We start from the raw sequence: 22,263 nt of genomic DNA, 5'->3' as shown, positions 1-22,263 counted from the left end.
TCCTAGACTCGGCCGGGTGAGCACGAGTCTGGAGGTCCCCGATGCCGTGCGCCTGCGTCTGGCGCACGGGGTCCTGCAGCATCATGCCGCCCGCCTGGGCGCCCGGATCCTCCATCTCAAAGGTTCCGCCCTGCACCCGCTGCTCGCGGAGGGCCGCCGCTCCTCGACCGACTGCGACGTGCTCGTCGACCCCGGTGACGTGCCCGGCTACTGCCGCCTGCTCGAGGGGCAGGGATGGGCGCAGGTGACGAGCTTCGAGCACGGCAGCGTCTTCGGCCATGCCGCGACCTTCCACCATCCCCTGTGGGGCACCGTCGACGTCCACCGCTCCTTCCCCGGCGTGGACCGGGACCCGGCGCAGACCTTCGAGACGCTGTGGGCGGCCCGGGAGACCCGGGACCTCGGCGGTGTGGACTGCGCCGTCCCCGCGCTCCCCGCGCAGCGCCTGCTGCTCCTCGTCCACGCCGCCCGGGACTCGATGGGGAGGGCCGGTCACGACGTCCGCGTCTCCTGGACCGACGCGAGCCCCACCGAGCGAGCGGAGATCGACGCCCTCGGCGAGAACCTCGGCGCGCGGGTCCCCCTCGCCCTGGTCACCGACCGCCCCGAGCGGGCGCGCGGCGGCGCCGGGGAGCACCTGTGGACGGCGACCCGCGCGGGCGCCGGCCCCACCCAGATCTGGATCGCCCGGCTGAAGGACGCGCGGGGGCCGCGGGAGCGGGCCGCCCTGCTGGTCGCCGCGCTCCACGTCAACCCCGACCATCTGGCGCTGAGGCTGGGCCACGATCCGAGCCCGCAGGAGCTCCGCCGGGAGAGCCGGGACCGGTGGTTCCGGGCCGCCCGGCAGCTCCGGGGGATGCTGCGTCGCCGACTCCCGGGCCGGCGGTCGCCCCGCCCGAGGCCCTGAGGCGACGCCGGGCCAGCACGGCCCGTCGGACCGCCCACCCCAGCAGCACGCCGAGCGCCGCGCCGGCGGTGTTCGCGAGCACGTCCCCGATCGACGCCTCCCGGGTCCCGAGGGAGAGCTGATGCAGCTCGACCGCCCCGGAGACCGCCGCCGCGGCGAGCACCCACCACCAGCTCGGCACGAGCACGGCGAGCGCCGCGAACACCGGGACGAAGAGCAGGACGTTCGCGAGCACCGCGAAGTCCTCCGGGGAGACCGCGCCGCCGAGGCCCAGCGGCACCACGGTCGCCTGCCAGACGGCGACGTTGGCGCGGTTCACGGCCCAGCCGTCCGAGGTCAGCAGCAGCACCCCGCCGGCCGCGGGCACGGCGAGCAGGACGAGCAGGGCGAGGGCGATCAGCCACCGCGGCAGGCGCGCGGGGGCCCGGCCGGCGTCACCCTGCGGGGCGCCGCGGGACGCGCCCGCCGCCACCGTCAGTACGCCCCGGAGGAGGCGAGCACGGCGCGGACCGTGCGCACGAGGATCTGGATGTCCTGGATGAAGGACCAGTTGTCGACGTAGTAGAGGTCCAGGCGCACCGTCTCCTCCCAGGAGAGGTCACTGCGGCCGGAGACCTGCCACAGGCCGGTGATGCCGGGGCGGACGTCGAGCCGGCGGCGCGCGTCGTCGTCGTAGACCGCGGCCTCCCGCGGCAGGGCAGGGCGGGGGCCGACGAGGCTCATGTCCCCGCGCAGCACGTTCCACAGCTGGGGCAGCTCGTCGAGGGAGTAGCGGCGCAGGAACCGGCCCGGACGGGTGATCCGCGGATCGTTGCGCATCTTGAACATGACGGCGTTGCCGCGGTCCTGCACGGCGCGCTCCGTCATCTCCACGCGGATCGCCTCGGCGTCGGTCACCATCGTGCGGAACTTCAGGAAGCTGAACTCGACGCCGCCGCGGCCCACCCGCTGCTGGCGGAAGATCACGGGGCCGCCGTCGTGCCGGTGCACGATCACCGCGGTCACCGCGAGCACGGGCGAGAGGATCACCAGCAGCACCGAGCTGACCACCACGTCGAAGGCGCGCTTCGTCCAGCGCAGCGCCTCCCGCGAGCGCGGCAGGTCCATGTGCACGAGCGGCAGGCCCGCGACCGGGCGCATCTGCACGCGCCCCGCGGAGATCTCCGAGAGCGCGGGCGCCACGATGACGCTGACCTCCTGGTCCTCGAGCTGCCAGGCGGTGCGCCGGAACTCCTCCGCGCTCGAGTGCGCGCCCGCGGTGAACAGCAGGACGCCGGGCTTCACCACGTCCACGATCCGGAGCAGGTCCTTCTCACGGCCCAGGACGGGGATGCCGAGCGTGGAGGCCGGCTCAACGGCACCGTCGTGCGTCACCGCGCCCACCACGTCGTAGCCCAGCCAGCTCTCGCGGTGCAGCGTGCGGGCGATGCCGTCAACATGGCCGATCCCGCCCACGGCGATCACGCCCTGACGGAAGCGGCCCCGGCGACGCATCGAGTTCAGCGCCCGGCGCAGGATCACCCGCGTGAGCAGCAGCAGCGGCGGGCCGATGAGGAACAGGGCGACGAAGAACGCGCGGGACAGCTCGATCTGCACGAGGTAGACGAGCGCGCCCACGAGGCCGGCCGCGGCGGCGGAGGCGTGCACGACGTTCGTGTACAGCTCCGTGCCGGAGGGGACGAGCCGGGCGTCGTACCCCCGGAAGAACACGATCGCGAGCAGCCAGCCGATCCCGATCACCCAGGCGGAGTCCGTGACGTTCTCGGAGAGGTCCCCGGCACGGCCCAGCAGCGCCTGCCGCACGGCGAAGGAGCCGAGCACCGCGACGAGGATCGCGAGCGCATCGCTGAGCACCATGATGAGGACGAGCCGGCGGCGCAGCACGCGCGCGCCCGGGGAGGCAGGGAGCGGCGAGGGGGCCTCGTGGAGGTCTCCGGCCGGGGAGGTCGTGACGGAGGGACGTGCGAGCGACATCCGGCTCCTCCCCTTCCCATGACGACGCGGCAGGGTGGACCGGGGCGGCCACGTCGTCGTGCCGCCCTTCCCCACCCGAGGTTGATCGTAACGCCCGGTTTCCAGGGAAAACAACCGATTCGTGGCCGGCTGCACGCGGCTCCTGCACGAACCTGTCAAGTGACCGACCGGTACGTCGGGAGGGGCGCGCACGAGGGGTGCTCGCGCTCCCTCGCGACGGCGCGCCGCCGGCGACCCCGACCGGGCGAATCGCCCGGTATCGTTCCGTCGAGCGGGCCGAACACCCTGCGCACGACCGAGAGAGACCTGCCCGGAGGAGCTCGAGCATGCCGGCGACATCGACATCCGCGGGGGCGACCACCGTCCTCGTCGTCGCCTACCGTCACGCGGACTTCGTCGTCGAGTGCCTCGACAGCATCCGCACCCAGAGCGCGCCGCCGGAGCGGGTGATCGTCGCGGACGACTGCTCCGGCGACAGCACCCCCGACGTCATCGCGGACTACCTCGCCCAGCACCCTGGCTTCGGAGAGCTGCACCGCAACGAGACCAACCTGGGCCTGAACCGCACGCTGAACCTCCATCTCGCGACGGTGCGCACCCCGTTCTTCACCTACATCTCGGCCGACGACCTCATGGCCCCGCAGCGCATCGAGCGCCACCTCGCGCTGCTCCGCGAGGCTCCGGACGCGATCCTGGCCTACAGCGACGCCGAGGTGATCGACCGCGACTCGCGCCGCGTCGCCGAGTCCTCGAAGGACGAGTTCCCCTGGCCGGACTCCCCCTCTGTCCGGGAGCGGCCCTTCGCCGAGCTGATCCACCGCAACTGGATCCCCGCCGCCTCCCTGTTCTTCCGCACCCCTGAACTGCAGGCCGCGGGCGGATATCGCGAGGACCTGTTCTACGAGGACTTCGAGCTGCTCGTCCGCCTTTCGAAGGCGCACACCTTCGCCTGGACCGACGAGAAGCTCGTCGCCGTGCGCCGGCTCGAGACCTCGCTCGGCGCCACCGGCTTCGCCGCCACGAGCCCGCGTTTCCTGACCGCGCTGGACGCCGCACTTCAGCACTACTCCGATGCCGAGCCGGAGCTGCGCGCGCTCGCCCTCTCGCGGCGATGGGAGCTCGCCAAGCGCGCGTCCCGCAGCCCGATGGACGCCCGCACCTCCGGCCGGATGCTCTGGAGCGCCCGCGGCGGGGCCTCGAGCAGGCCCGCCCTCGCCCGCCATCTGCTCGCCTGGGCCGCAGGCTCGGCGAAGCGCCGTGTCCGGCGGCCCCGCACGAGTACCCCCGGGACGCCATGAACGCGCCCCCGCCCCAGGTCAGCGTGATCATCCCGTGCTTCCGTGCCGCGGAGACGATCGGGCTCCAGCTCGCATCGCTGAGCGACCAGATCGACCCCCCACCGTTCGAGGTCGTCCTCGTCGACAACGACCCTGCCGGGGACCTCGAGAGCGCCGTCGAGCGGTTCCGGTCCTCGCCCGCCTTCGAGCTCCGCATCGTCCCGGCGCACGAGCACCAGGGCTCCTCCTACGCGCGAAACGTCGGGATCGCCCACGCCCGCTCCGAGTCGCTGCTCTTCTGCGACGCCGACGACGTCGTCTCGCAGACCTGGGTGCGCAACGGCGCGCGCACCACGGAGACCGCAGCCCTCTGGAGCGGCTCCGCCATCCCCCTCGCGCCGACGTACTTCACCCATGGTCCCGGCCCGGTGCGCGCCGAGATCGACGCACCTCCCCCGAGCTGGGAGGCACCCCTCGACGACCAGCGCACCCCTTTCCCCATCCTCATGGCAGGCAACTTCGGCGCCCGCCGCACGACGCTCATCGAGCTGCGCGGTTTCGACCAGTCGTTCGCGCACTTCGGGGACGACAACGACCTGGCGTTCCGCGCGCGCCGCGCCGGGCACCGGATCCCGATCTCGAAGTGCGTGCGCATCGGGTACCGAGGTCGGACGAGGTTGCGCACCCGGCTCAGGTACGCCTACAGCGCCGCCGAGGCGAAGCGCGTCCTCCTCGCCCGGCACGACGCCGCCGACCTCTCCACGGTGCTCCCCTGGCACGAGGACCTCCTCCGCACCGCCGCCGCGAGCGCGCTGCTGCCCCTACGGCGATCCGCCACGGTCGAGGAGATCCTCCTCCGGTGGGCCTACGCGCTCGGCAACACCCGTGGCTCGTTCCGAAGGGGGCCGGCCGACGCTCCACGGGACCTGCTCGGCGCGGGGCTGCCCGCCCCCTCGTCCATGGAGGATCAGGAACGATGACCGGCCATCTCGACGTGCTGTACATCCGGGCGGGCGGGCAGGGCTGGGGTCCGGTGGACGAGCTCGCCGCCCTCACCGCGCGCCTCCTCCGGGGAGAGCTGCGCATCCTCGAGGACCGCGGCGAAGTCCCCACGATCCGGAAGCTCGCCGCGTCGCTCCCCCGGCGACGCTCCCCGCACCGATCGCTCCTGGTGATCGCCCCGAGCCCCGCGCACCTCGCCTACACCGCCCGGGTGCGTCACTGGCTCCCGGGCCACGACGTCTCGGTCGCCTGGGTCATCGACTCCTTCTGGACGGATCGGATCTCGCGGATCGCGCGCCGCGGCGTGCACTTCGATCATCTCTTCATCACGGACCAAGACCTCGTGCAGGAATGGCGCGCCACCACCGGCACGCCGGTCAGCCCGGCCCCCTGGGGGACCGACACGCTCCGCCTCACCGGTGACCCGATCGACAGGACCGTCGACCTCGTCCGGATCGGTCGGCAGCCCCCGGCCTGGGACGACGACGACCGCACCCGGGCGCTCGCGGAGAGCCGCGGCCTGGTCGTCGAGGGCCGTCCGCCGTTCCATCCCGATCCCGCGCGCAACCAGGACGAGGTGCGCTCCGCCCTCCGCCGGTCCAAGTTCGTGCTCGCCTTCTCGAACCTCGTCAGCCCCGCGCCCTACACTCATCCCACCCGCGAATACTTGACCGGACGGTGGACCGATGCCCTCGGCGCCGGGGCGACGGTCGCCGGGCTCGCCCCCGCCTCGGCCTCCGCGACGCTCTGGCCCGGGGCGACCGTGGACCTCGATCCCCACGACCTCGAGCACGGCCTCGATCAGCTCCGGGACGCCGTGCGTGCGTGGACTCCGGACACCGCGAGGGCACAGTCCGCGCAGGCCAGGGCGAGGCTCGACTGGCGTTGGAGGATCAGGGACATCGCCGCCGTCCTCGGCCGGACCGATCTGGACACCCTGCACGAGGAGATCGAGATGCTCACCGCGACCGGAGGGCCGTCGTGACCGCCCGGGGCCTCGACGGGGCCGTGCGCGCGGCGCTCGACTCGGCGAGAGAGCGCCTGGGTCGACGCACCGTCCAGGACTCCTCGGACGCGATCCGCGGCGGCAACAACCTCTACCTGTGGCAATGGGCGTTCCTCGAGCGTCAGGCGGGGAGGAGCGCTGCCGTGGTGCGCTCCGCGACGATGCCGGACTGGCTCGCGGAGTTCCCACTGCTCGGGGAGCTCACGATCGACCGGGCGGACCTCCGGTTCCTGGACCGGCGCCGCTTCGCCACGCGGTTCGTCTTCGACCTCGACTTCGACCGTCGGCAGTGCGCGCTGTTCTGCCGGGCGCTGGTGGCGAGCAGCCCGGACTTCCGCCGTCGCATCGCGGCGGCCGAGGAGCAGGTGGGGCCGGGGACCGTCGTGGTGAACGTCCGCCGAGGCGACTACTACTCCGTCCCGGAGTTCTCCCGGCGCTTCGCGCTCGACATCCCCCATCACGTGACCGAGGCGCTCACGATGCTGAGGGCGGAGGGTCGGGACACCACCGATGTCCTCGTCGTCTCCGACGACGTCGACTGGTGCCGCCGGGAGCTCGCCGAGATCCTCGGTCCGTTCCGGACGCTGCGGGGCAGGACGTCGATGTTCGACGACCTCGCGGCACTCGCGGCCTCGCGCACGCTGGTCCTCGCGAACTCGACCTTCTCCTACTGGGGCAGCTACCTCGCGGGCTCCCGGGACATCGCGCACCGGGCGATCGCGCCCTCGCATCACGAGATCCTCCCCGACGGGCAGCGGGTCGCGCCGATGCTCGACCCCGCGTGGCCGCGCACCGGGTTCCGTCCCCTCCCGCGCTAGCGGCCGCAGGGGTCAGGTTGCGGGCACTCCGCCCTCCCCGCCCAGGTCACCGAGCTCGACCAGTCGCCGGAAGCCCGGGCTGCGATCGCGGAGATCGTCGAAGGACCCCGCCGCGGAGACCTTCCCGTCCTCGAGGTACGCGACCGTATCCACGCCGCGCACCGTGGAGAGCCGGTGCGCGACGACGACGACGGTCACCTCGCCGTGCAGGCTCTCGATCGTCTCGGTGATCCGCCGCTCGGTCTCGTTGTCCAGGGCGGAGGTCGCCTCGTCGAGCACCAGCAGGGAGGGCCGGCGGTACAGGGCACGGGCGATGCCGATCCGCTGCCGCTGCCCCCCGGAGAGCCGCGCGCCCCAGTCGCCGACGTCGCCGTCGAGACCGCCCGGGAGCGCGTCCACGACGTCCTGGAGCTGCGCCCTCCCGACGGCCTCCTGGAGCCGTTCCTGGTCCGCCTCCTCGGGCGCGACGTCGAAGAGGACGTTCTTGCGCACGGTGTTCTCGGCGACGAAGACGTCCTGCGCCACCATCGCGCAGGCCCGCTGCCAGTCCTCGATGCGCGGCGCCAGATCCGTGCCGTCCGCGAGGAGCCGGCCCGAGCAGGGCTCGAGCAGTCCCAGCATCACGTCGACGAGGGTGGTCTTCCCGGCACCGGAGGAGCCGACGAAGGCGATCGAGCTGCCCTTCTGGATCACCAGGTCGATCCCCCGGAGGACGTCCTCCGTCGCACCGGGGTAGCGGAAGCGGAGGTCCTCAATCCGGAGCTCCTCCTCGAAGCGGATCGGCTCCGAGCCGGCAGGGGTGGGCTCCGCCCGGCCCGCCGACGCGGAGAGCTCGCGGGCGACGAGGTCGATGGACGAGCTGCCCATGCGGAAGGTGTTCACCGCGGCCACGAGCCCTGAGATGTTCGGCAGGAGGCGGAAGCCCGCCGCGACGAAGACGGCGAGGGAGCCCACGGCCGCTCCGGCGGACCCGGTCGCGAAGCTCTGGAGGAGCAGGGCGCCCACCCCGAGGATGAACAGGATCTCGAGCAGGTACTTCGTGATCGAGCTGAAGAAGTTGCCCTCCCTCGCGGCGTACTCGTTCGTGGAGAGTCCGTCCCGGTAGCGGTCCACGAAGTACCCGGCGGAGTGGCGGAGCTTGACCTCCTTGAAGCCCTGGAGGCCCTGCATCCCGGCGATCGTCCACTCGCGGGACCCCTCGAGGATCGCGTCCCCCACGGAGTTGACACGGGGGCGGACCACGCGGAGGTAGAGCAGCGCGGCGATCCCGAAGTAGGCGATCGCCAGGAGGGCCTGCAGCGGCGTCGTCACGAGCAGCGCGGCCATGATCGCCAGGACGGTGAGGCCGGCGGCGACGAAGGTGATGATCGCGTTGACGGAGGAGAACACCTGGCCCACGGCCGCGCTCATCGTGCGCATGGCCTCGCCGATGTTCCGGTGCCGGAACTCGGCGAAGGGCTCCCGGAGGAATCCTCGGAAGAGCGCCGTCGACATCTCGACCCGCTTCGCCGCCACGAATCCGGACTGCCACCAGGCGAAGACCATCGCGAGCACGTCCTTCGCGATGAAGAGGCACACGACGACGATCACCAGCATCAGCCCGAACGCTCCGCGCTCGGGCTCGCCCAGCAGTCGCCAGACCGTGCCCACCACGCCCTCGTCCAGGGGGGCGCCGGTGGCGATGCTGACGAGCGGCAGCACCATGACGATCGCGACGGTCTCGAGCAGCGCCAGAAGTCCGGAGACGACGGCGGCGAGCGCCAGGCGCACGCGGCTCGGCCGGTCCAGGAGCCCCAGGAGCGTGCGGAGGGAACCGCCCTTCCCGGCCGGCTCGCGGGGGTTCTCGCTCGCGGGCGTCATGCCTCACTCCTTGTCGGGATCATCTCGTGCAGCCGGTCGGCGAACCTGTCTTCTGCGAACTTTCCGGCGTGCTCGCGGATCCGCTCCGGGTCCCAGTCCGCATCCACCGATCGGCCGACGGCGGCGGCGATCGCCTCCGGCTCGGCGCGGTCGAAGAACAATCCGCTCACGCCCTCGCGGACGGTGTCGAGGTAGCCGCCGGCCCGGAGGGCGAGCGTGGGCACGCCGTGGGCGCCGGCCTCGAGCGGGGTGAGGCCGAAGTCCTCGTGGCTCGCGGCGATCAGATCCCGGGCGTGAGCGTAGGCCCAGCGCATCTGCGCGTCGGAGAGCCCCTCGACAAGCCGCACGTTCGGGCCGGCGAGGGCGTGGAGGCGGTCCCGCTCGGGGCCGCGGCCGATCACGAGCAGTCGCTCCTGCGGGAGGGCGTCGAAGGCCCGGATGACGGCGTCGACGTGCTTGTAGGGCTGGAGACGGGAGACCACGAGGTGGTGGCCGCCGGCCGCGCCGTCCTCCCCCGCCCAGCCGGCGAGCGCGGGGATCGGCTCCTGCACGCCGTCCACGAGGTCCGGGCTGAACGGCGGGAACAGGATCTCCGCCTCGCGGCCGTAGACCTGCCGGATCCGCTCCTGGACCACGGTGGAGTTCGCGAGGTAGACGTCCCCCTTCGCGGCGGCCCGGCGATCCCAGGGCGTGAGCACCGGGGTGAGGGCGGTCAGGGCAAGGCGCTTGGGGTCCCAGTGGCCGGCGTCCCCGAGGTAGTCCTCCGGCAGGTAGAGCCAGCGCGCGGGTGAGTGGCAGTAGACGATGCGCCGGCCCTGCGTGGGGAAGGCGTGCGCCCACCCGGAGGAGGAGGCGATGACGACGTCCGCGTCGATGCGCAGCGCGGCGGAGGCGGGCGCCAGCAGGGGCAGCGCGAGCCGCGGGTCCCGCCGCAGCGGCCCGATCCGGTTCAGCGGGCCGGTGCGGATGTCCATGTCGCGGAACTCGGGGTACGTCTGCTCCGGGGCGTAGAAGTGCGTGTGGATGCGCGCCTCGGGGAAGGCCCGGGCGAGGGACAGCACGACCCGCTCGGCGCCGCCGCGCTGGGTGAGGTAGTCGTGGGCGATCGCGATGCGCGGGCTGCTCATGAGGTCGCTCCTGTCTCGCGTGATCCGGTGCGGGTGCCGGCGAGGCCCGCCGCCTCGACGGCCAGAGCCACGAGCTTGCGTCCCACGGGGACGGGGACGCGGGGCAGCAGACGGTCCGCGATCGTGCCGGCGCGCTCGGCGGCACGGGCGGAGGTGAGGCCGCGCGCGGTCACGCGGACGGCGGCCCCCCAGGGGCCGTGGCCGGCGCTCGGCGCGGGGAGCGGGGCCTCGGGGTGGAGGTGGAGGAAGGTCGCCCGGGCGGCGCCGGATTCGAAGGCCTTGCGGGCGCGCGCGGCGGCAGTGCGGGCAGGGCCGTGGTGCTCGGCGGTCGCCCCCGGCGCGAGCAGGATCGGGATGCCGGCGTGGTGCAGGCGGTACCCGTAGTCGATGTCCTCCCAGCCGTAGGCGCGGTAGCGCAGATCGTAGCGGCCGATGCGCTCCCAGGTGGAGCGGCTGATCGAGCAGCTCGCCGCCCAGAGCCTCCACCGCTCGCCCGCGGGGCGGGCGAGGGCGCCGGCGGAGGACCGTGCGGCCGCGTCCTCGCCGTAGGCGCGGGCGTAGGGCGAGGGCTGGTGCACGTCCCGCGTCAGGCCGACGACGCCGACGCTCTCGCCGGCGGGGTGCGCCTCCATGTGGGCGACGACGTACGTGGGCGGGACGACGAGATCGTCGTCGCAGCGGATCAGCACCTCCCCGCGGGCGGCCTCGAAACCCGTGTTCAGGGCCGTGACGCGGCCGCGGTTCTCCGGGAGGAGGATCGATCGCAGCGTGAGGCGCCGCTCCGCCTCGAGCAGCGCGACGGAGCCGTCGTCCACGCCGTCCACCACGACGATCACCTCGAAGGGCGGGGTGCCCTCCTGCTGCGCGGCGAGGGAGTCCAGGAGCGCGGGCAGGCGATCGACCCCGCGGTAGCTGGGGACGACGATCGAGGCGACGGGATCGGGCCCGGCGGTCATGCCTGCTTCTCCTGCGGGACGGGGAACGGGGCGCCGCAGGCGCGCAGCAGCGCCCGCACCCGGTCCCTGCCGGCGGCCGGCGAGTAGCGCTGCTCCCAGCGGCTCCGAGCGGCGGAGGTGGCGGTGCGCTGCTCGTCCTCGGAGGCGTCGAGCGCGCGGGCGATCTGCCGCGCGAGGTCCTCGGCGTCGCCGGCACGGGCCACATAGGGGTGGCCGGTGCCCACGACCTCGGGCAGGGCGCCGGCGTCGGAGACCACGAAGGGCGTGCCCGCCCCCATCGCCTCCGCGGCGACCATGCCGAAGCTCTCCGGCACCACCGAGGGGAAGGCGGCGACGTCCACCTGGTCCAGGAGCTCCTGGGGGGAGGTCCAGCCGAGCAGCTCGACCCGGTCCCCGAGCCGGGCGAGGGCCTGCGCGGCACCGTCGCCGTCCGCGGCGAAGCGCGCCTCTCCCGCGACCACGAGACGCAGGTCCCTGCCCTGCTCGAGCAGGATCTCGACGGCGCGGGCGAGCACGTCCGCCCCCTTCTCCTCGGTGAGCCGGCCCAGGAATCCGATCCGTGCGGGGACGTGCAGGGGCGCGTCGGCCCGCAGGGTGAGGTCGTCGGTCCAGTTGGGCAGCACCCGGGCACCCGGAATCAGGCGCGCGAGCAGCTCCGAAGGGACGACCACCTGCCGTGCTCCGACGGCGGCGAGGCGGGCGGCGGCCCGCTGCCCGCGGCTGGAGGGCACGCGGTGCAGGTGCACGATCCGCGGGCCGATCCCTGCCGTCGCGGTCGCGGGGAGCAGCCCGTTGCACCACAGCGGGAGGTCCCGGTGCGCGAGGCGCCAGCGCAGGAGCGCCGCCGCGTAGCCCCGTCGGCCGCGGCACTCGAGCTCCGTGACGGCGAGGCCCTCCTCCCGCGCAGCAGCGGCCAGGTCACCCGGCGTCGACGACGTGAGGACGAGCGGCTCCACGCCGAGCGCACGGAGCGCCCGGGCGATCCGCAGCAGCATGATCTCCCCGCCGCCGAGGTCCCCGTTGTTCGTGGCGATCGCGAGGGCGGTCGGGTTCACGCGCTCACCCCTCCGCCGCGCCGGGCCTCCGGCGACGACATCTCCACCTCGCCCTCCCTGGGCTGCTGGTTCGCGAGCAGCTGCTGGAGCGCGACACCCATGGCGATCGCCCAGTACGTGGTCATGAAGACCTCGCCGAGGCGCCATGCGCAGATGAGGATCGCGACGCCCACGCCCTGGATGAAGAACTGCCGCGCCGTGGCGATCTTCGTGAACGGCCGCACGATGATCAGCACCGTGACGCCCACGACGACCACGAGCCAGGGCCAGCCGCCCTCGACGAGGGCGGTCCAGTACGAGTTGTGGAAGAACCAGGTGCGGTCCTGCAGATCGACAAAGGCCTCGCCGAGGCCCTTCCCCCAGAACCCGGCGTCCTGCACCTTCACCTCGGACGCCGCATCGATGCGGGCCCGCAGCTGATCGCTGCCCTCACGGTTCGAGAACACGCCGATCCGGGAGTAGTCCTCCGAGAGCAGGTCCACGGTGACCACGGTGACCACGCCGAGCACCCAGCGCCCGATCACCGGGAGCCTCGGCGCGAGCAGCGCCCACACGATCGCGGCGCCGAAGGCCGTGATCGAGGTGCGGGAGCCGGTGAGCCACAGGCAGGCGGCGAAGACGAGCCCCCAGGTCACCCGCCACGGGGTCGAGCGCACGTAGAGCATGACGAGCAGGCCGATCACCGCGTAGGCGAGGCCCGCGACGTTCTTGTCCCCCACGAGTCCCGTGAGGTAGCTCCCGTACGGGGACGGCACGATGCCCGCGTAGAACAGGGGCACGTTGAGCAGCAGGGTCGTCGCGACGCCGTACACGAGGGAGCGCCCGTCGATGCGTCCGGTGCCCACGACGAGCACGAGCAGGGAGATCGCCATGAACCGCAGCAGGCGGGTCTGCCAGTCCGCCGCGCCGGGGCTCGCGACCGCGAACATCGAGTGCACGCCCAGGTAGAACAGCGCCACCAGGCAGAGCGGCACGAGCAGCTCGTAGCGGCCCAGCCGGTGCTGCGGGTTGCGCAGCAGGCCGAGGGCCACGAGCGCGGCGACCACCAGGTTGTCCAGCGGGAAGCCGACCTGCGGCAGCGGGGCCAGGCCGATGCCCACGAGGAGGAACCCGAGCAGGTAGTCGAGCAGCTTCACGTCCCTCATCGCAGCACCTCCCCGTAGACCGTCGCGATGCCCGCGCACATCGCCTCGACGCCCTGGGCGGTGCCCGGGACGGGCCGTGCCGCGGGGTCGAGGCCCTGGCGCACGATCGCCGCGGCGACGTCGGCCGGGTCCTCCGCGTCGACGAGGCACGCGGGCGGGACGATCTCGGCATTGCCGCCGACGTCCGTCGCGACCGCTCCGAGCCCGTGGGCGACAGCGTCCAGCAGCGTGTAGGAGAGGTTCTCCCACACGGAGAGCTGGGCGACGACGTCGTGCCGGACGAGCGCCTGCTCGGCGTCGAGGTGCCCGGGCAGGTCCACGCGGCCGGTGAGCCCGAGCTCCTCGACGAGGGCGCGCAGGGTCTGCTCCTCGGGGCCGGCGCCGGCGATCGTGAGCGTCGCCTGCTCGTGCTCGGCGGCGACGAGGGCGAAGGCGCGCAGGAGCGCGTCGATCCGCTTCTCCGGGGAGAGCCGGGCGAGGGACAGCACCCGCAGCCCCGGCGCGGGGGCGGGCGCCACGGCGGGGGCGTCGACCCCGTTGCGGATCACGCGGATCCGCTGCGCGCCCCACTGCTCGCGCAGCTGCTGGGCGGTCGAGGAGCTCACGGCGATGACGGCGTCGGTGGCGCGCAGGCGGGCGCGGTGCGCGAGCGCCTTGGCCGTCGCGGAGGCGCGGCCGGACTGGTAGTAGCCGGCCACCCCGGAGATGCCGTGCTCGGTGGTGACGAGGCGGATGCGCCGGCCCCGTGCGGAGCGCAGACCGCGCACGGCGGCGACCCCGGTGAGGTCCGCGAAGGCGAGGTGGGTGTGCAGGACGTCCGGTCGGAGCGCGCGCAGGGTGCGTCGGATCGCGGCGACGGCGGCGCGGGGGCCGTCGGCCGGGGAGACGGGACCGGTGAGCACCGCCTGCCCGCGCGCACGGAGCTCCGCGGCGAGCGGCCCCTCGGGGCACAGCACGACGACGCGGGTGCCGGGCACCCCGGCGCTCGTCGCGTCGAGGACGTGGCGGGCCACGCCCCCGCGCTCCGCGACGGGGACGCACCACAGGGCCGTCACCGCGCCGGCGGCGCCGTGCCCGCCCGGGGAAGTCAGAACCATTCCTGCAGCCGATCCAGGGCCGTGAAGAAGCCCTCGCCGGTGTTCACGTGGCCCATCCAGATCTCGGGGATGAACGGGGCATCCGGGGCGAGGCGGTCCATGCGCTCGGCGAGGTCCTGGAAGTCGACCTCGCCCTCGCCCACCTGGACGCCCTCGCCGTCCACGCCGATCGAGTCGACGATGTGCAGGTGCTCGGTGTACAGGCCCATCGCCTCGATGTACTCGCTGAAGGGGCGCTGGAAGAAGTTCGCGGCGAGCTTGGAGTGGGAGACGTCGAAGGTGAGGCGGCGCCCGTGCTCCTCGCAGAAGGCGACCGTGTCCTCCGGCTCCATGAACAGGTTGTGGTACTGCTGGCCGCCCATGAGCCACGGGAACGGCGGGAGGGTCTGCGCGGTGAGCCGCACGCCCTCCTCGTCGACCCGCTCGAGGCCGCGGGCCACGCGCTCGTACAGGGGCGCGCGCTCCTCGGGCCGCAGGTGGCGGTCCGGGAGGAAGCCGCCCATGGTGACGATGACGATCGGCTCGCGCTCGCTCGTGAAGTGCTCGCGCAGGTCACGGGCGAGGTCGACGACCCGCTGGACCTCGCGCACGGAGCGCTCCCAGATCGCGTCGTCCGGGGAGGCGAGGTCGATGAGGAAGTCCCCGGGGTACAGGTCCGGGGCGTGGACGGTGAAGAAGCCGTCGACCTTCCCGCCGGTGAAGAACGGCGCCGGGTCGAGGTCCATGTCCTTCGCGGACTGGTGGAACTCGAGGAAGTCCGGGGTGGAGACCTCCAGCAGCGAGCGGAAGTCGTGGAAGCGCACGGGCAGACCCCACGGGCGGCGGAAGTCGTACGCGCCGCGGGTGCGGGGGCGGCCGGCGAGGTCGCCGGGGTAGAAGAAGTCGCCGGCGGGCACGTCACGCTGCAGGGTCACGCCCAGCAGGGCGTCGCGGCGGTCGGGCTGGAGGCCGCGGCCGGGGCTCTTCACGTCGACGTCGGCCGCGGTGACCACGTCCCCGGGGCGCAGGTCCCGGGTCGCGACGAGGGACTTCGCGAGGTTCACGCGGTTCATGAGCTCACCGGTGGAGAGCTCGCGCGGGCGGTCGCTGCCCAGGGCCTCCTCGACCTCGCGGATGCGGCGCACCATCTCGGCGAGCTCGTCCGGCAGCAGGGAGACCTTGTGGTCGTTGCCCTCGAGGGTGCGGTCCACGGTCACGTGCTTCTCGATGATGCTGGCCCCGCGGGCGACGGCGGCGAGCGGCACGTGCCAGCCGCGCTCGTGACCCGAGTAGCCGACGAGGCAGTCGCCGAGCTCCGCGAGGCGGTCCATGTAGCGCAGGTTCACGTCCTTGAAGGGCGCGGGGTACGTGGACTGGGTCTGCAGGAGCGCGAACGGCGCCCCGTGGCCGCGCAGCACGCCCACGGCGCCCGTGATCTCCTGCTCGGTGCTCATGCCGGTGGAGACGATCATCGGCGCGCCGAGATCCGCGACGTGCGCGAGCAGGTCGTGGTTCGTGAGGTCCGCGGAGGCGATCTTGTAGGCGGGGATGCCGTAGCGGGCGAGAGCGTCCGCGGAGGGCACGTCCCACGGGGTGCACAGCACGTCGACGTCCCGCTCGGCGCAGTGGTCGAACACCCGGTACATGTCCTCCACGGAGAGGGAGTACTTCGCCAGCAGGTTCATCGTGTACTGCGGGCCCAGGTCCTCCCCCGCGCTCGAGGAGCTGCCCGAGCGGTACAGGGAGGCCATGTCCCGCAGCTGGAACTTCACGGCGTCCACGCCCGCCTCGACGCAGCGGTCCACGAGCGTACGGGCGAGGTCCACGTCGCCCTGGTGGTTGTTCCCGATCTCGCCGATGACCAGCGCGGGCCGCCCCTCGCCGAGGGTGCGCCGGCCGATCCGCAGCGTGCGGTCCCCGGGGATCGCGACGGCCACGAGCCGGCCGCGCTCGTCGACGACGGGGATGCGGTCGATGCCGCGGCCGAACAGCGCGGTGATCTCCTCGACCGCGGTGCCCTCGCGCACGGAGACGGCGGAGGTGTTCGCCGCCTCGATCGCGGGCGTGGCGAGGTCCGGGCTCGTGTGCCCCACGAGCCAGCGGCGCACGTCGCCGTCGCTGAGGGCGCCGCGCAGCGTGCCGTGGGCGTCCACGAGGAACACCACGCGCGCGCGGTTGTCGTTGATGCGGCCGAGCGCCTCGAGCACCGTGGCCTCGGCGTCCACGACGTAGGGGGCGGTCACGCGGTCCAGGATCATTCGGTCCTCCATCCGAGGCGGGCGAGCATGCTCTCCGCGGCGGCGACGTCGGCCAGGGTGTCGATGTCCACGCCCTCCACCTCGTCGAGCACGAAGAGATCGACCCGGCCGCCGATGCGGTTGCCGTGGTCGCGGTAGATCGACGGCGCCGTGACGTACAGGCTGCCGTTCTCGAAGTAGTGCAGCTGCTCGGGGCGCAGCTCCTGCCGGCGGGGCCGCGCGGTGACGTCGTACGCCGCCTGTGCGCTCTCCCCCGGGGCCGACGGCAGCCGCCAGAAGAACGGCGACTCGCCGACGACGCCGACGAGGGAGTCCGCCCCCGAGGCGCGGAACTGCGCGAGGGCGCGCGGGATCGTGTGCGGGCGGCGCACGGGCGAGGTCGCCTGGAGCAGCACGACCGCGTCGAGCACGGTCCCCTCCGCCTCGATCACGTCCATCGCGTGCAGCACGGTGGGCTCCGTCGGCGCGGTGTCCGTGGCGAGCTCCGCAGGCCGCTCGATGACGAGGGCGCCGTGGGCGGCGGCGACCTCGGCGATCTCGGCGTCCTCGGTGGAGACCGCGACGATCACCTCGGCGCCGTCCTCCTGCGCCTCGAGGGCCTGTGCGATGGTCCACGCGATGAGCGGCTTCCCGCCCACGGGCAGCAGGTTCTTGCGCGGGATGCCCTTGGAGCCGCCGCGCGCGGGGATCACGACGAGCGCGGTCACAGGGCCTCCTCGAGCACCTGGACGATGCGGGAGGCGGGCTCCTCGGCGTCGCGCACGGGCGAGGGCGTCGGCTCCCCGCCGAAGCGCCGCATGTCGTAGCGCTCCCACAGCTCGTGCACCCAGCCGGGCGCCCCGGGCGCGTACACCCAGGCACGGCTGCCGCGGGCGGCGGCCTCGAGCACGCCGGTGGAGAACACGGAGACCACGGGGTGGGCGAGCTCCCGCAGGGGCACGTCGGTGCTCGCGAACTCCATGCCGCGCCGCTGCCACAGGCGGTGCTGGGCGCGGGAGATCATGTCCACCTCCGCGGGGTGGGGCCGGTACAGGCCGTCGTGCTCGCGGCAGAAGCGCACGGCGGCGCCGCCGGTCACGCGGCGGGACAGCTCCGCGCCGTGCAGCTGGCCGAGGAACACAGGTCGCTGCGCGTCCATGACGGCATCGACGTCCTGCGGCTGCGCCTCCGCCTCGTGCGCGGACTGCCACAGCAGCTGGGAGCCGACGGTCCGCGTGGTGACGTCGCTGCGCCCGCTGCGCCAGAACTCGGCGTCCGCATCGGACCAGGCGAGCAGGGTCGCCCCCTCCGGCAGCGGCGGGGCGAAGGGCGTGAGCGCCCCGTGCTGGACGACGAACTCGGGCAGGTCGTGGCGGCGCGCGAGCTCGTGCGCGGCGGCGCCGGCCCGCAGGTGCTGGCCGATCGAGACGATCGCCCCGGTCGCGGGGCCGACGGCCTCCTCGGGGCTGCGCAGGGCGCGGGTCTCCCACTCCGGGCCCTCGGTCTCCGGCAGGTGCACCCCGGCGGGGGTGAGCACGTCGATCCCGGCGCGGTGGTAGAGCAGCCCGCTCAGCAGGGAGGCGCGGGAGGTGGGGGTCGAGGAGTCCGCGGCGACGAGGATCCGTCGGTCCGTGCTCCCAGGGTCGGTCCCGCCGTCGGCCCCGTCCCCCGCGACGTCGGAGGGGTCCGCGGCGCGGGAGCGCAGCACCCACGGCAGCTCCTCGGGGACCCTGGGCTGCTCGGCCTCGGGGGATCCGGGGCGGCGGCGCAGGCCACGGGCCCGCTCGGTGACGGCGTGCTTGAGGCGCTGCGGGCGGCGGCGCGATCGCGACCACGCCTCCCACATCTCGATGCTCTCGGGGTGGTTCAGTCCTGCCACAGGGAGTCGACCTCCTGGATCCGGTGATCGAAGGTGTGCTCGGCGAGGGTCCGACGCCGTCCTGCCTCGCGCATCGCCTCGCCCCATGCCCGGTCCGTGACGGCGCGCCGTCCCAGCTCGGCCAGCTCGTCCTGATCGTGCCACACGGCGACCTCGGTGCCCACGTCGTAGAACTGGTCGACGTCGTCGCGGTCCACGAGCTGCACCCCGCCCATGCCGGGGATCTCGAAGGTGCGCATCGCGTGCCCGTTCTGCAGGCCGTGCACGGCGATCGCGGCGGCCCCCTCGGCGTGGATCTGGTACGCCCGCTCGAGCGGCACCTCGCGGGAGGCCCGGATCGGCGGCCGCGACCAGGAGAACGTGCGCGCCCGGTCCACGACGTGGCGGGAGAAATCGCGGCCCCAGGCGTGCACGGGCAGGCCCTGCTCGGCGAGGCGGGTGAGGATCTCGATGCGGTTCGCGTAGCCCGAGCCGATGAACACGAGCTCCCCGGTGCGGCGGCCCGTGGGCCGCGCGCGGTGCGGGTCGAAGGCGTTGGGCACGAAGTGCGCGTCCACGCCCATGGCCCGCAGCAGCTCCGTCTCGGAGCGGGCGTAGTCGACGACCGGGCCCACCTCGCGCAGGAAGTCCTCGGTGTGGTCGTGGCGGTGGAGGTCGTCGTAGAGCCAGAGGATCCGCGGGGTCCCCTCGAGCGCGTCCCAGAAGCGCCCGTCCAGGCCGTCGCCCTTGATGACGACGACCCGGTCCGGCCGCTGTTCGCGCAGCGCGGTGATCGCGGCCTCCGTCATCCGGGCGCGCTCGGCGGTGCGGCGCTCCCCGGGCAGGTGCAGCCGCTCGGGCAGCTCGACCGTGGCCTTGAGGCGGAGCTTCTGGCCGACGGTGTCGTAGGCGTCGTAGCGGTGGACGGCGACGGTGTGCCCGCGCCGCTCGAAGGCCTCGGCGATGCTGCGCCAGTAGCCGTGGAAGGCGGGGGTGACGAGCAGCAGCCGGCCGGGGCGGTCGCTGCGGGCGCCGTGGGGCGCGGTCGCGCTCATCGGGGCAGGTCCTTCCCGGCACGGTGCACGAGCGCGAGCTCCTCGCGGGCCGTGTCGAGGGGATGCACGTCCCGCCCCGCGAAGCGACGCCCGGAGTTCCAGGCGAGGTTCGCCATGCTCGCGGCCGTGAGCCCGGCGCGCAGCAGGTGCACGTGGCCGTGGCGGCGCGCGTAGCGCATGCGGGCGCCCACGAGCCAGCGGCGCCGCCGCGCCTCCCCGCCGGAGGAGCCGCCGCCCGCGTGCACGACGGTGAGGTCCGCGTCGAGCAGGGAGGGGATCCCCGCGCGGCGCAGGCGCAGCTGGAGGTCCACCTCCTCGGTGTACATGAAGTAGCCCTCGTCGAAGCCGCCCACGGCGAGCACCTCGGCGATCGGCAGCAGCAGCACGGCGCCGGAGACCCAGTCCACGGGGACCATGCCGTGGCCGCGCTCCGCCTCGAGGTCGTGGCCCACGGCGCGGTGCAGCACGTCCCGGTGGCGCTGGGAGGCGAGCGGCACGAGCCATTCGACGACCTGGTGGCCGGTGGTCGGGAAGCGGCGCGCCGCGTACCCGGAGCGGCCCTCCGCATCCTCCGCGCGGCAGCCGACGACCGCCGGCATCCACGGGGCCGCGTGCTCGGTGATCGCGGCGGCCAAGCCCGCGGGGATCGTGAGGTCCGAGTTCAGCACGAGCGCCGTGTCGATCGCGCTGCCGCCCTCACCGTCGCGCAGGGCGCGCAGGCCCGTGTTCACCGCGGCGCCGAAGCCGCCGTTGCGCTCGCGCCGCACGAGCTCCACCCCGGCGGGCAGGGAGTCCCCCGGGACGGGGCGCGGTGAGGCGTCGTCGACGAGCAGCACCCGTGCGGGCCGCTCCGCCTCGGGCACGCCGGGACCCGCGAGGGCGTCCAGCAGCGGGAGGACGGGCTCGAGGTCCCCGTGCACGGGGACGATCGCGCCGAGGCGGGTGAGCGGCATCAGGAGTCGCGGGGATCCGCCGCGCGGCGGCCCCGGGCGGTGCGGGCCGCGCGCCCGGCGGGGCGTGCCGCGTCGGCGGCGTCGGGGGTGGCCTCGGCGGGGGCGTCCACGACGGAGGCGGTGCCGACGGTCGTGGCCCCGTCGGCCGTGGCGCCGTCGGTCGTCGGCGCGACGGACGATGCCGGCGTGCCCGCGACGGCGGCGGCGCCCGCGGAGCTCCCGGCCCCGGTCGCACCCGCGCCGGAGGCCGGCTCCGCGGCGACCACGGGGGCCTCCGCCAGCGCGCCCTCGTCCGGCACCGTCTCGACGCCGTACCCGGTGAGCCCGTAGCCCTTGCGTCCGTAGCCGTAGGCGTACCCGTAGGCGGTGTCGCCGTAGGCGATGCGGGTGAAACGGCTCGCCGAGGCACGGTTGAGGACCACGCCGTGGACCTTCGCGCCCACGGTGCCGATCGCCTCGACGGCGCGCTCGAGCGCCTGCCGGCGGGTCGTGCCGGCGACGGCCACGAGCATCGCGCCGTCGGCGTGACGGGAGAGCAGCTGGGCGTCGGTGACCGCGAGCACCGGCGGGGCGTCGAGGATGACGAAGTGGTCGCGGGAGAGCTCCTCGAGGAGCTCCTTCATGCGCCGCGAGCCCAGGAGCTCCGAGGGGTTCGGCGGGACCTGGCCGGCAGGGAGCACCGTGAGGTTGCGGGTGGGGGTGGTCGCGACGGCGTCCTCGATGCTCACACTCCCGGCGAGCAGCTGCGACAGGCCCACCGCACCGTCGATCCCGAACTCCGAGGCGATCATCGGGCGGCGGAGGTCCGCGTCGACGAGGATCGTGGGCTGGCCCGCGCGGGCCATGACCCGGGCCAGGTTCGCCGCGACCGTCGACTTGCCCTCGCCGGGCGCGCTCGAGGTGACGACGATCGAGCGGGGCGGGTTGTCCACGTCGATGTAGCGCAGGTTCGTGCGGAGCTTGCGGATCGCCTCCCGCGTCGCGAAGGCCTTCGGCTCGCCGAGCGTGCCGTTCTTCGCGCGCTGCATCTCCTTGCTGTCCGGGAGCATGCCCAGCAGCGGGAGGTCGAGGCTGTCCGTGAGGTCCTTGGCGGTGCGGATCCGCGAGTCGTTGCGATCGCGCAGCCAGGCGAGGCCGAGCGCGATCAGCAGGCCGCCGGCGGCGCCCGCCGCGAGGTACTTCTTGCGGTCCGGGGAGACCGGCGCGCCGGGGACCAGGGCGTTCTGGTACGGCGTCAGCTGCACCGAGACCTGCGCGTCCTCCGATCCGCCGGACTCCAGCTCACGGGCCTCCGCGGCGGTCGCCTCGACGGCGGCGTCGGCGATGTCGGAGGCCTGCTGCGGGTCGCCCGCGAAGGCCGTCACGGTGATGATCGGAGCGTTCGGGTCCAGCGTCGCCTGCAGGGAGCCGGCGACGGAGTCCGGGCTCTGGTCCAGGCCCACCTCGCCCACGATCCGCTCCCCCACCGCGCGGGTGCCGAAGAGCGGCAGGTAGGACTGCGCCTTGGAGTACTGGAAGTCCATGTTGCCGCTCGCCTGGCTGATGGCGTTGCCGTCGGCGTCCGTCTGCGCGCTCGCGGAGACGTAGCCGAGCGCCGTCGCCGAGTACACGGTGGGACGCGTGAAGGAGAGCCCGAAGCCCGCCGCGGCCCCGAGGACCGTGACCACGATGAGCAGGAGCAGGTTCCGCAACAGGAGGCGGAGGAAGTCTTCGATCGTCACGCGGAGAACCTTCTCGCAGGCAGGGTCAGGACCCCGTCATCGTAGTGCTTCCAGCGCGAAGTTGATCCCATACGTCCGGTTCGCGCTGCCGACCCTCAAAGTTTCCGATCGGTCACCGTGGCAGCGGCCACCCGCGCCCGCCCGGGAGCCCGGTCCCGCCGCGCCGACGGCACAGCTCACGGGCGCGGTCAGCACGCCGGCGAGGCCTCCGTCGGCGATGTGACCTGCACCGACAG

General features: G+C 73.9%; 18 protein-coding genes and 1 pseudogene. 5 read left to right on the top strand and 14 right to left on the bottom strand.

The features are described from left to right. Positions 1-16 precede the first annotated feature (16 nt). Positions 17-907 carry a nucleotidyltransferase family protein gene (locus NLU66_RS04415; RefSeq protein ID WP_259361730.1) on the top strand — a complete coding sequence of 297 codons (891 nt, stop codon included), beginning with the start codon at positions 17-19 and terminating at the stop codon, positions 905-907. A gap of 46 nt (positions 908-953) precedes the next feature. Here NLU66_RS04415 and NLU66_RS04410 read toward each other — a convergent pair. Together NLU66_RS04410 and NLU66_RS04405 are read right to left on the bottom strand one after the other, a co-directional pair. Further along, positions 954-1,142, bottom strand: a pseudogene (locus NLU66_RS04410) (VanZ family protein); the annotation flags it as partial. A gap of 239 nt (positions 1,143-1,381) precedes the next feature. Further along, entirely contained in the window at positions 1,382-2,881 is a 1,500-nt protein-coding gene (locus tag NLU66_RS04405) for a sugar transferase (RefSeq protein ID WP_259361729.1), read from the bottom strand. Positions 2,882-3,207: 326 nt separating this feature from the next. Between NLU66_RS04405 and NLU66_RS04400 the strand changes: the two genes are divergently transcribed. The 4 genes from NLU66_RS04400 to NLU66_RS04385 are packed head-to-tail and all read left to right on the top strand — an operon-like array spanning position 3,208 to position 6,984. Then, the gene (locus NLU66_RS04400; RefSeq protein WP_259361728.1) at positions 3,208-4,179 is read left to right on the top strand and encodes a glycosyltransferase family 2 protein; all 972 of its coding nucleotides are present in this window, start codon (positions 3,208-3,210) and stop codon (positions 4,177-4,179) included. Further along, positions 4,176-5,138 carry a glycosyltransferase family A protein gene (locus NLU66_RS04395; RefSeq protein ID WP_259361727.1) on the top strand — a complete coding sequence of 321 codons (963 nt, stop codon included), beginning with the start codon at positions 4,176-4,178 and terminating at the stop codon, positions 5,136-5,138. Before NLU66_RS04400 ends, NLU66_RS04395 begins: the two co-directional genes overlap by 4 nt. Then, positions 5,135-6,145: a glycosyltransferase family 1 protein gene (locus NLU66_RS04390; protein ID WP_259361726.1), complete on the top strand. Its 1,011-nt coding sequence runs from the start codon at positions 5,135-5,137 to the stop codon at positions 6,143-6,145. The genes NLU66_RS04395 and NLU66_RS04390 overlap by 4 nt, the downstream gene beginning before the upstream one ends. Further along, positions 6,142-6,984 carry an alpha-1,2-fucosyltransferase gene (locus NLU66_RS04385; protein WP_259361725.1) on the top strand — a complete coding sequence of 281 codons (843 nt, stop codon included), beginning with the start codon at positions 6,142-6,144 and terminating at the stop codon, positions 6,982-6,984. Before NLU66_RS04390 ends, NLU66_RS04385 begins: the two co-directional genes overlap by 4 nt. Positions 6,985-6,996: 12 nt before the next feature. Here NLU66_RS04385 and NLU66_RS04380 read toward each other — a convergent pair whose 3' ends face one another. The 12 genes from NLU66_RS04380 to NLU66_RS04325 are packed head-to-tail and all read right to left on the bottom strand — an operon-like array spanning position 6,997 to position 22,027. After that, positions 6,997-8,844 carry an ABC transporter ATP-binding protein gene (locus NLU66_RS04380; protein ID WP_259361724.1) on the bottom strand — a complete coding sequence of 616 codons (1,848 nt, stop codon included), beginning with the start codon at positions 8,842-8,844 and terminating at the stop codon, positions 6,997-6,999. Further along, positions 8,841-9,971, bottom strand: a complete 1,131-nt coding sequence (locus NLU66_RS04375) for a glycosyltransferase (protein WP_259361723.1) — start codon at positions 9,969-9,971, stop codon at positions 8,841-8,843. The genes NLU66_RS04380 and NLU66_RS04375 overlap by 4 nt, the downstream gene beginning before the upstream one ends. Then, positions 9,968-10,927, bottom strand: a complete 960-nt coding sequence (locus NLU66_RS04370; protein WP_259361722.1) for a glycosyltransferase family 2 protein — start codon at positions 10,925-10,927, stop codon at positions 9,968-9,970. The genes NLU66_RS04375 and NLU66_RS04370 overlap by 4 nt, the downstream gene beginning before the upstream one ends. Further along, entirely contained in the window at positions 10,924-11,982 is a 1,059-nt protein-coding gene (locus NLU66_RS04365; RefSeq protein WP_259361721.1) for a glycosyltransferase family 4 protein, read from the bottom strand. Before NLU66_RS04365 ends, NLU66_RS04370 begins: the two co-directional genes overlap by 4 nt. Next, positions 11,979-13,127: an ABC transporter permease gene (locus tag NLU66_RS04360; protein WP_259361720.1), complete on the bottom strand. Its 1,149-nt coding sequence runs from the start codon at positions 13,125-13,127 to the stop codon at positions 11,979-11,981. Before NLU66_RS04360 ends, NLU66_RS04365 begins: the two co-directional genes overlap by 4 nt. Beyond that, positions 13,124-14,224 carry a glycosyltransferase gene (locus NLU66_RS04355; protein WP_259361719.1) on the bottom strand — a complete coding sequence of 367 codons (1,101 nt, stop codon included), beginning with the start codon at positions 14,222-14,224 and terminating at the stop codon, positions 13,124-13,126. The genes NLU66_RS04360 and NLU66_RS04355 overlap by 4 nt, the downstream gene beginning before the upstream one ends. After that, positions 14,215-16,461 carry an N-acetylneuraminate synthase family protein gene (locus NLU66_RS04350; RefSeq protein ID WP_259361718.1) on the bottom strand — a complete coding sequence of 749 codons (2,247 nt, stop codon included), beginning with the start codon at positions 16,459-16,461 and terminating at the stop codon, positions 14,215-14,217. The genes NLU66_RS04355 and NLU66_RS04350 overlap by 10 nt, the downstream gene beginning before the upstream one ends. Beyond that, on the bottom strand, positions 16,458-17,168 hold the full coding sequence (locus NLU66_RS04345) for a cytidylyltransferase domain-containing protein (protein WP_259361717.1): 711 nt from the start codon (positions 17,166-17,168) through the stop codon (positions 16,458-16,460). Before NLU66_RS04345 ends, NLU66_RS04350 begins: the two co-directional genes overlap by 4 nt. After that, a complete protein-coding gene (locus NLU66_RS04340) occupies positions 17,165-18,319 on the bottom strand; it encodes a hypothetical protein (protein WP_259361716.1) in 1,155 nt (384 codons plus the stop codon). The genes NLU66_RS04345 and NLU66_RS04340 overlap by 4 nt, the downstream gene beginning before the upstream one ends. Then, positions 18,307-19,353: a CgeB family protein gene (locus tag NLU66_RS04335; protein WP_259361715.1), complete on the bottom strand. Its 1,047-nt coding sequence runs from the start codon at positions 19,351-19,353 to the stop codon at positions 18,307-18,309. Before NLU66_RS04335 ends, NLU66_RS04340 begins: the two co-directional genes overlap by 13 nt. Then, positions 19,350-20,306 (bottom strand): glycosyltransferase family 2 protein, encoded by a 957-nt coding sequence (locus tag NLU66_RS04330; RefSeq protein ID WP_259361714.1) that lies wholly within the window; start codon positions 20,304-20,306, stop codon positions 19,350-19,352. Before NLU66_RS04330 ends, NLU66_RS04335 begins: the two co-directional genes overlap by 4 nt. Then, positions 20,306-22,027: a polysaccharide biosynthesis tyrosine autokinase gene (locus NLU66_RS04325; RefSeq protein ID WP_259361713.1), complete on the bottom strand. Its 1,722-nt coding sequence runs from the start codon at positions 22,025-22,027 to the stop codon at positions 20,306-20,308. The genes NLU66_RS04330 and NLU66_RS04325 overlap by 1 nt, the downstream gene beginning before the upstream one ends. Between the last annotated feature and the right edge of the window lie 236 nt (positions 22,028-22,263).

This window comes from Brachybacterium sp. NBEC-018 (genome assembly GCF_024860185.1).
Classification (GTDB): domain Bacteria; phylum Actinomycetota; class Actinomycetes; order Actinomycetales; family Dermabacteraceae; genus Brachybacterium; species Brachybacterium rhamnosum.
Note: the sequence above shows the minus strand (reverse complement) of the source record. Positions and strands in the feature narration are given on the sequence as shown.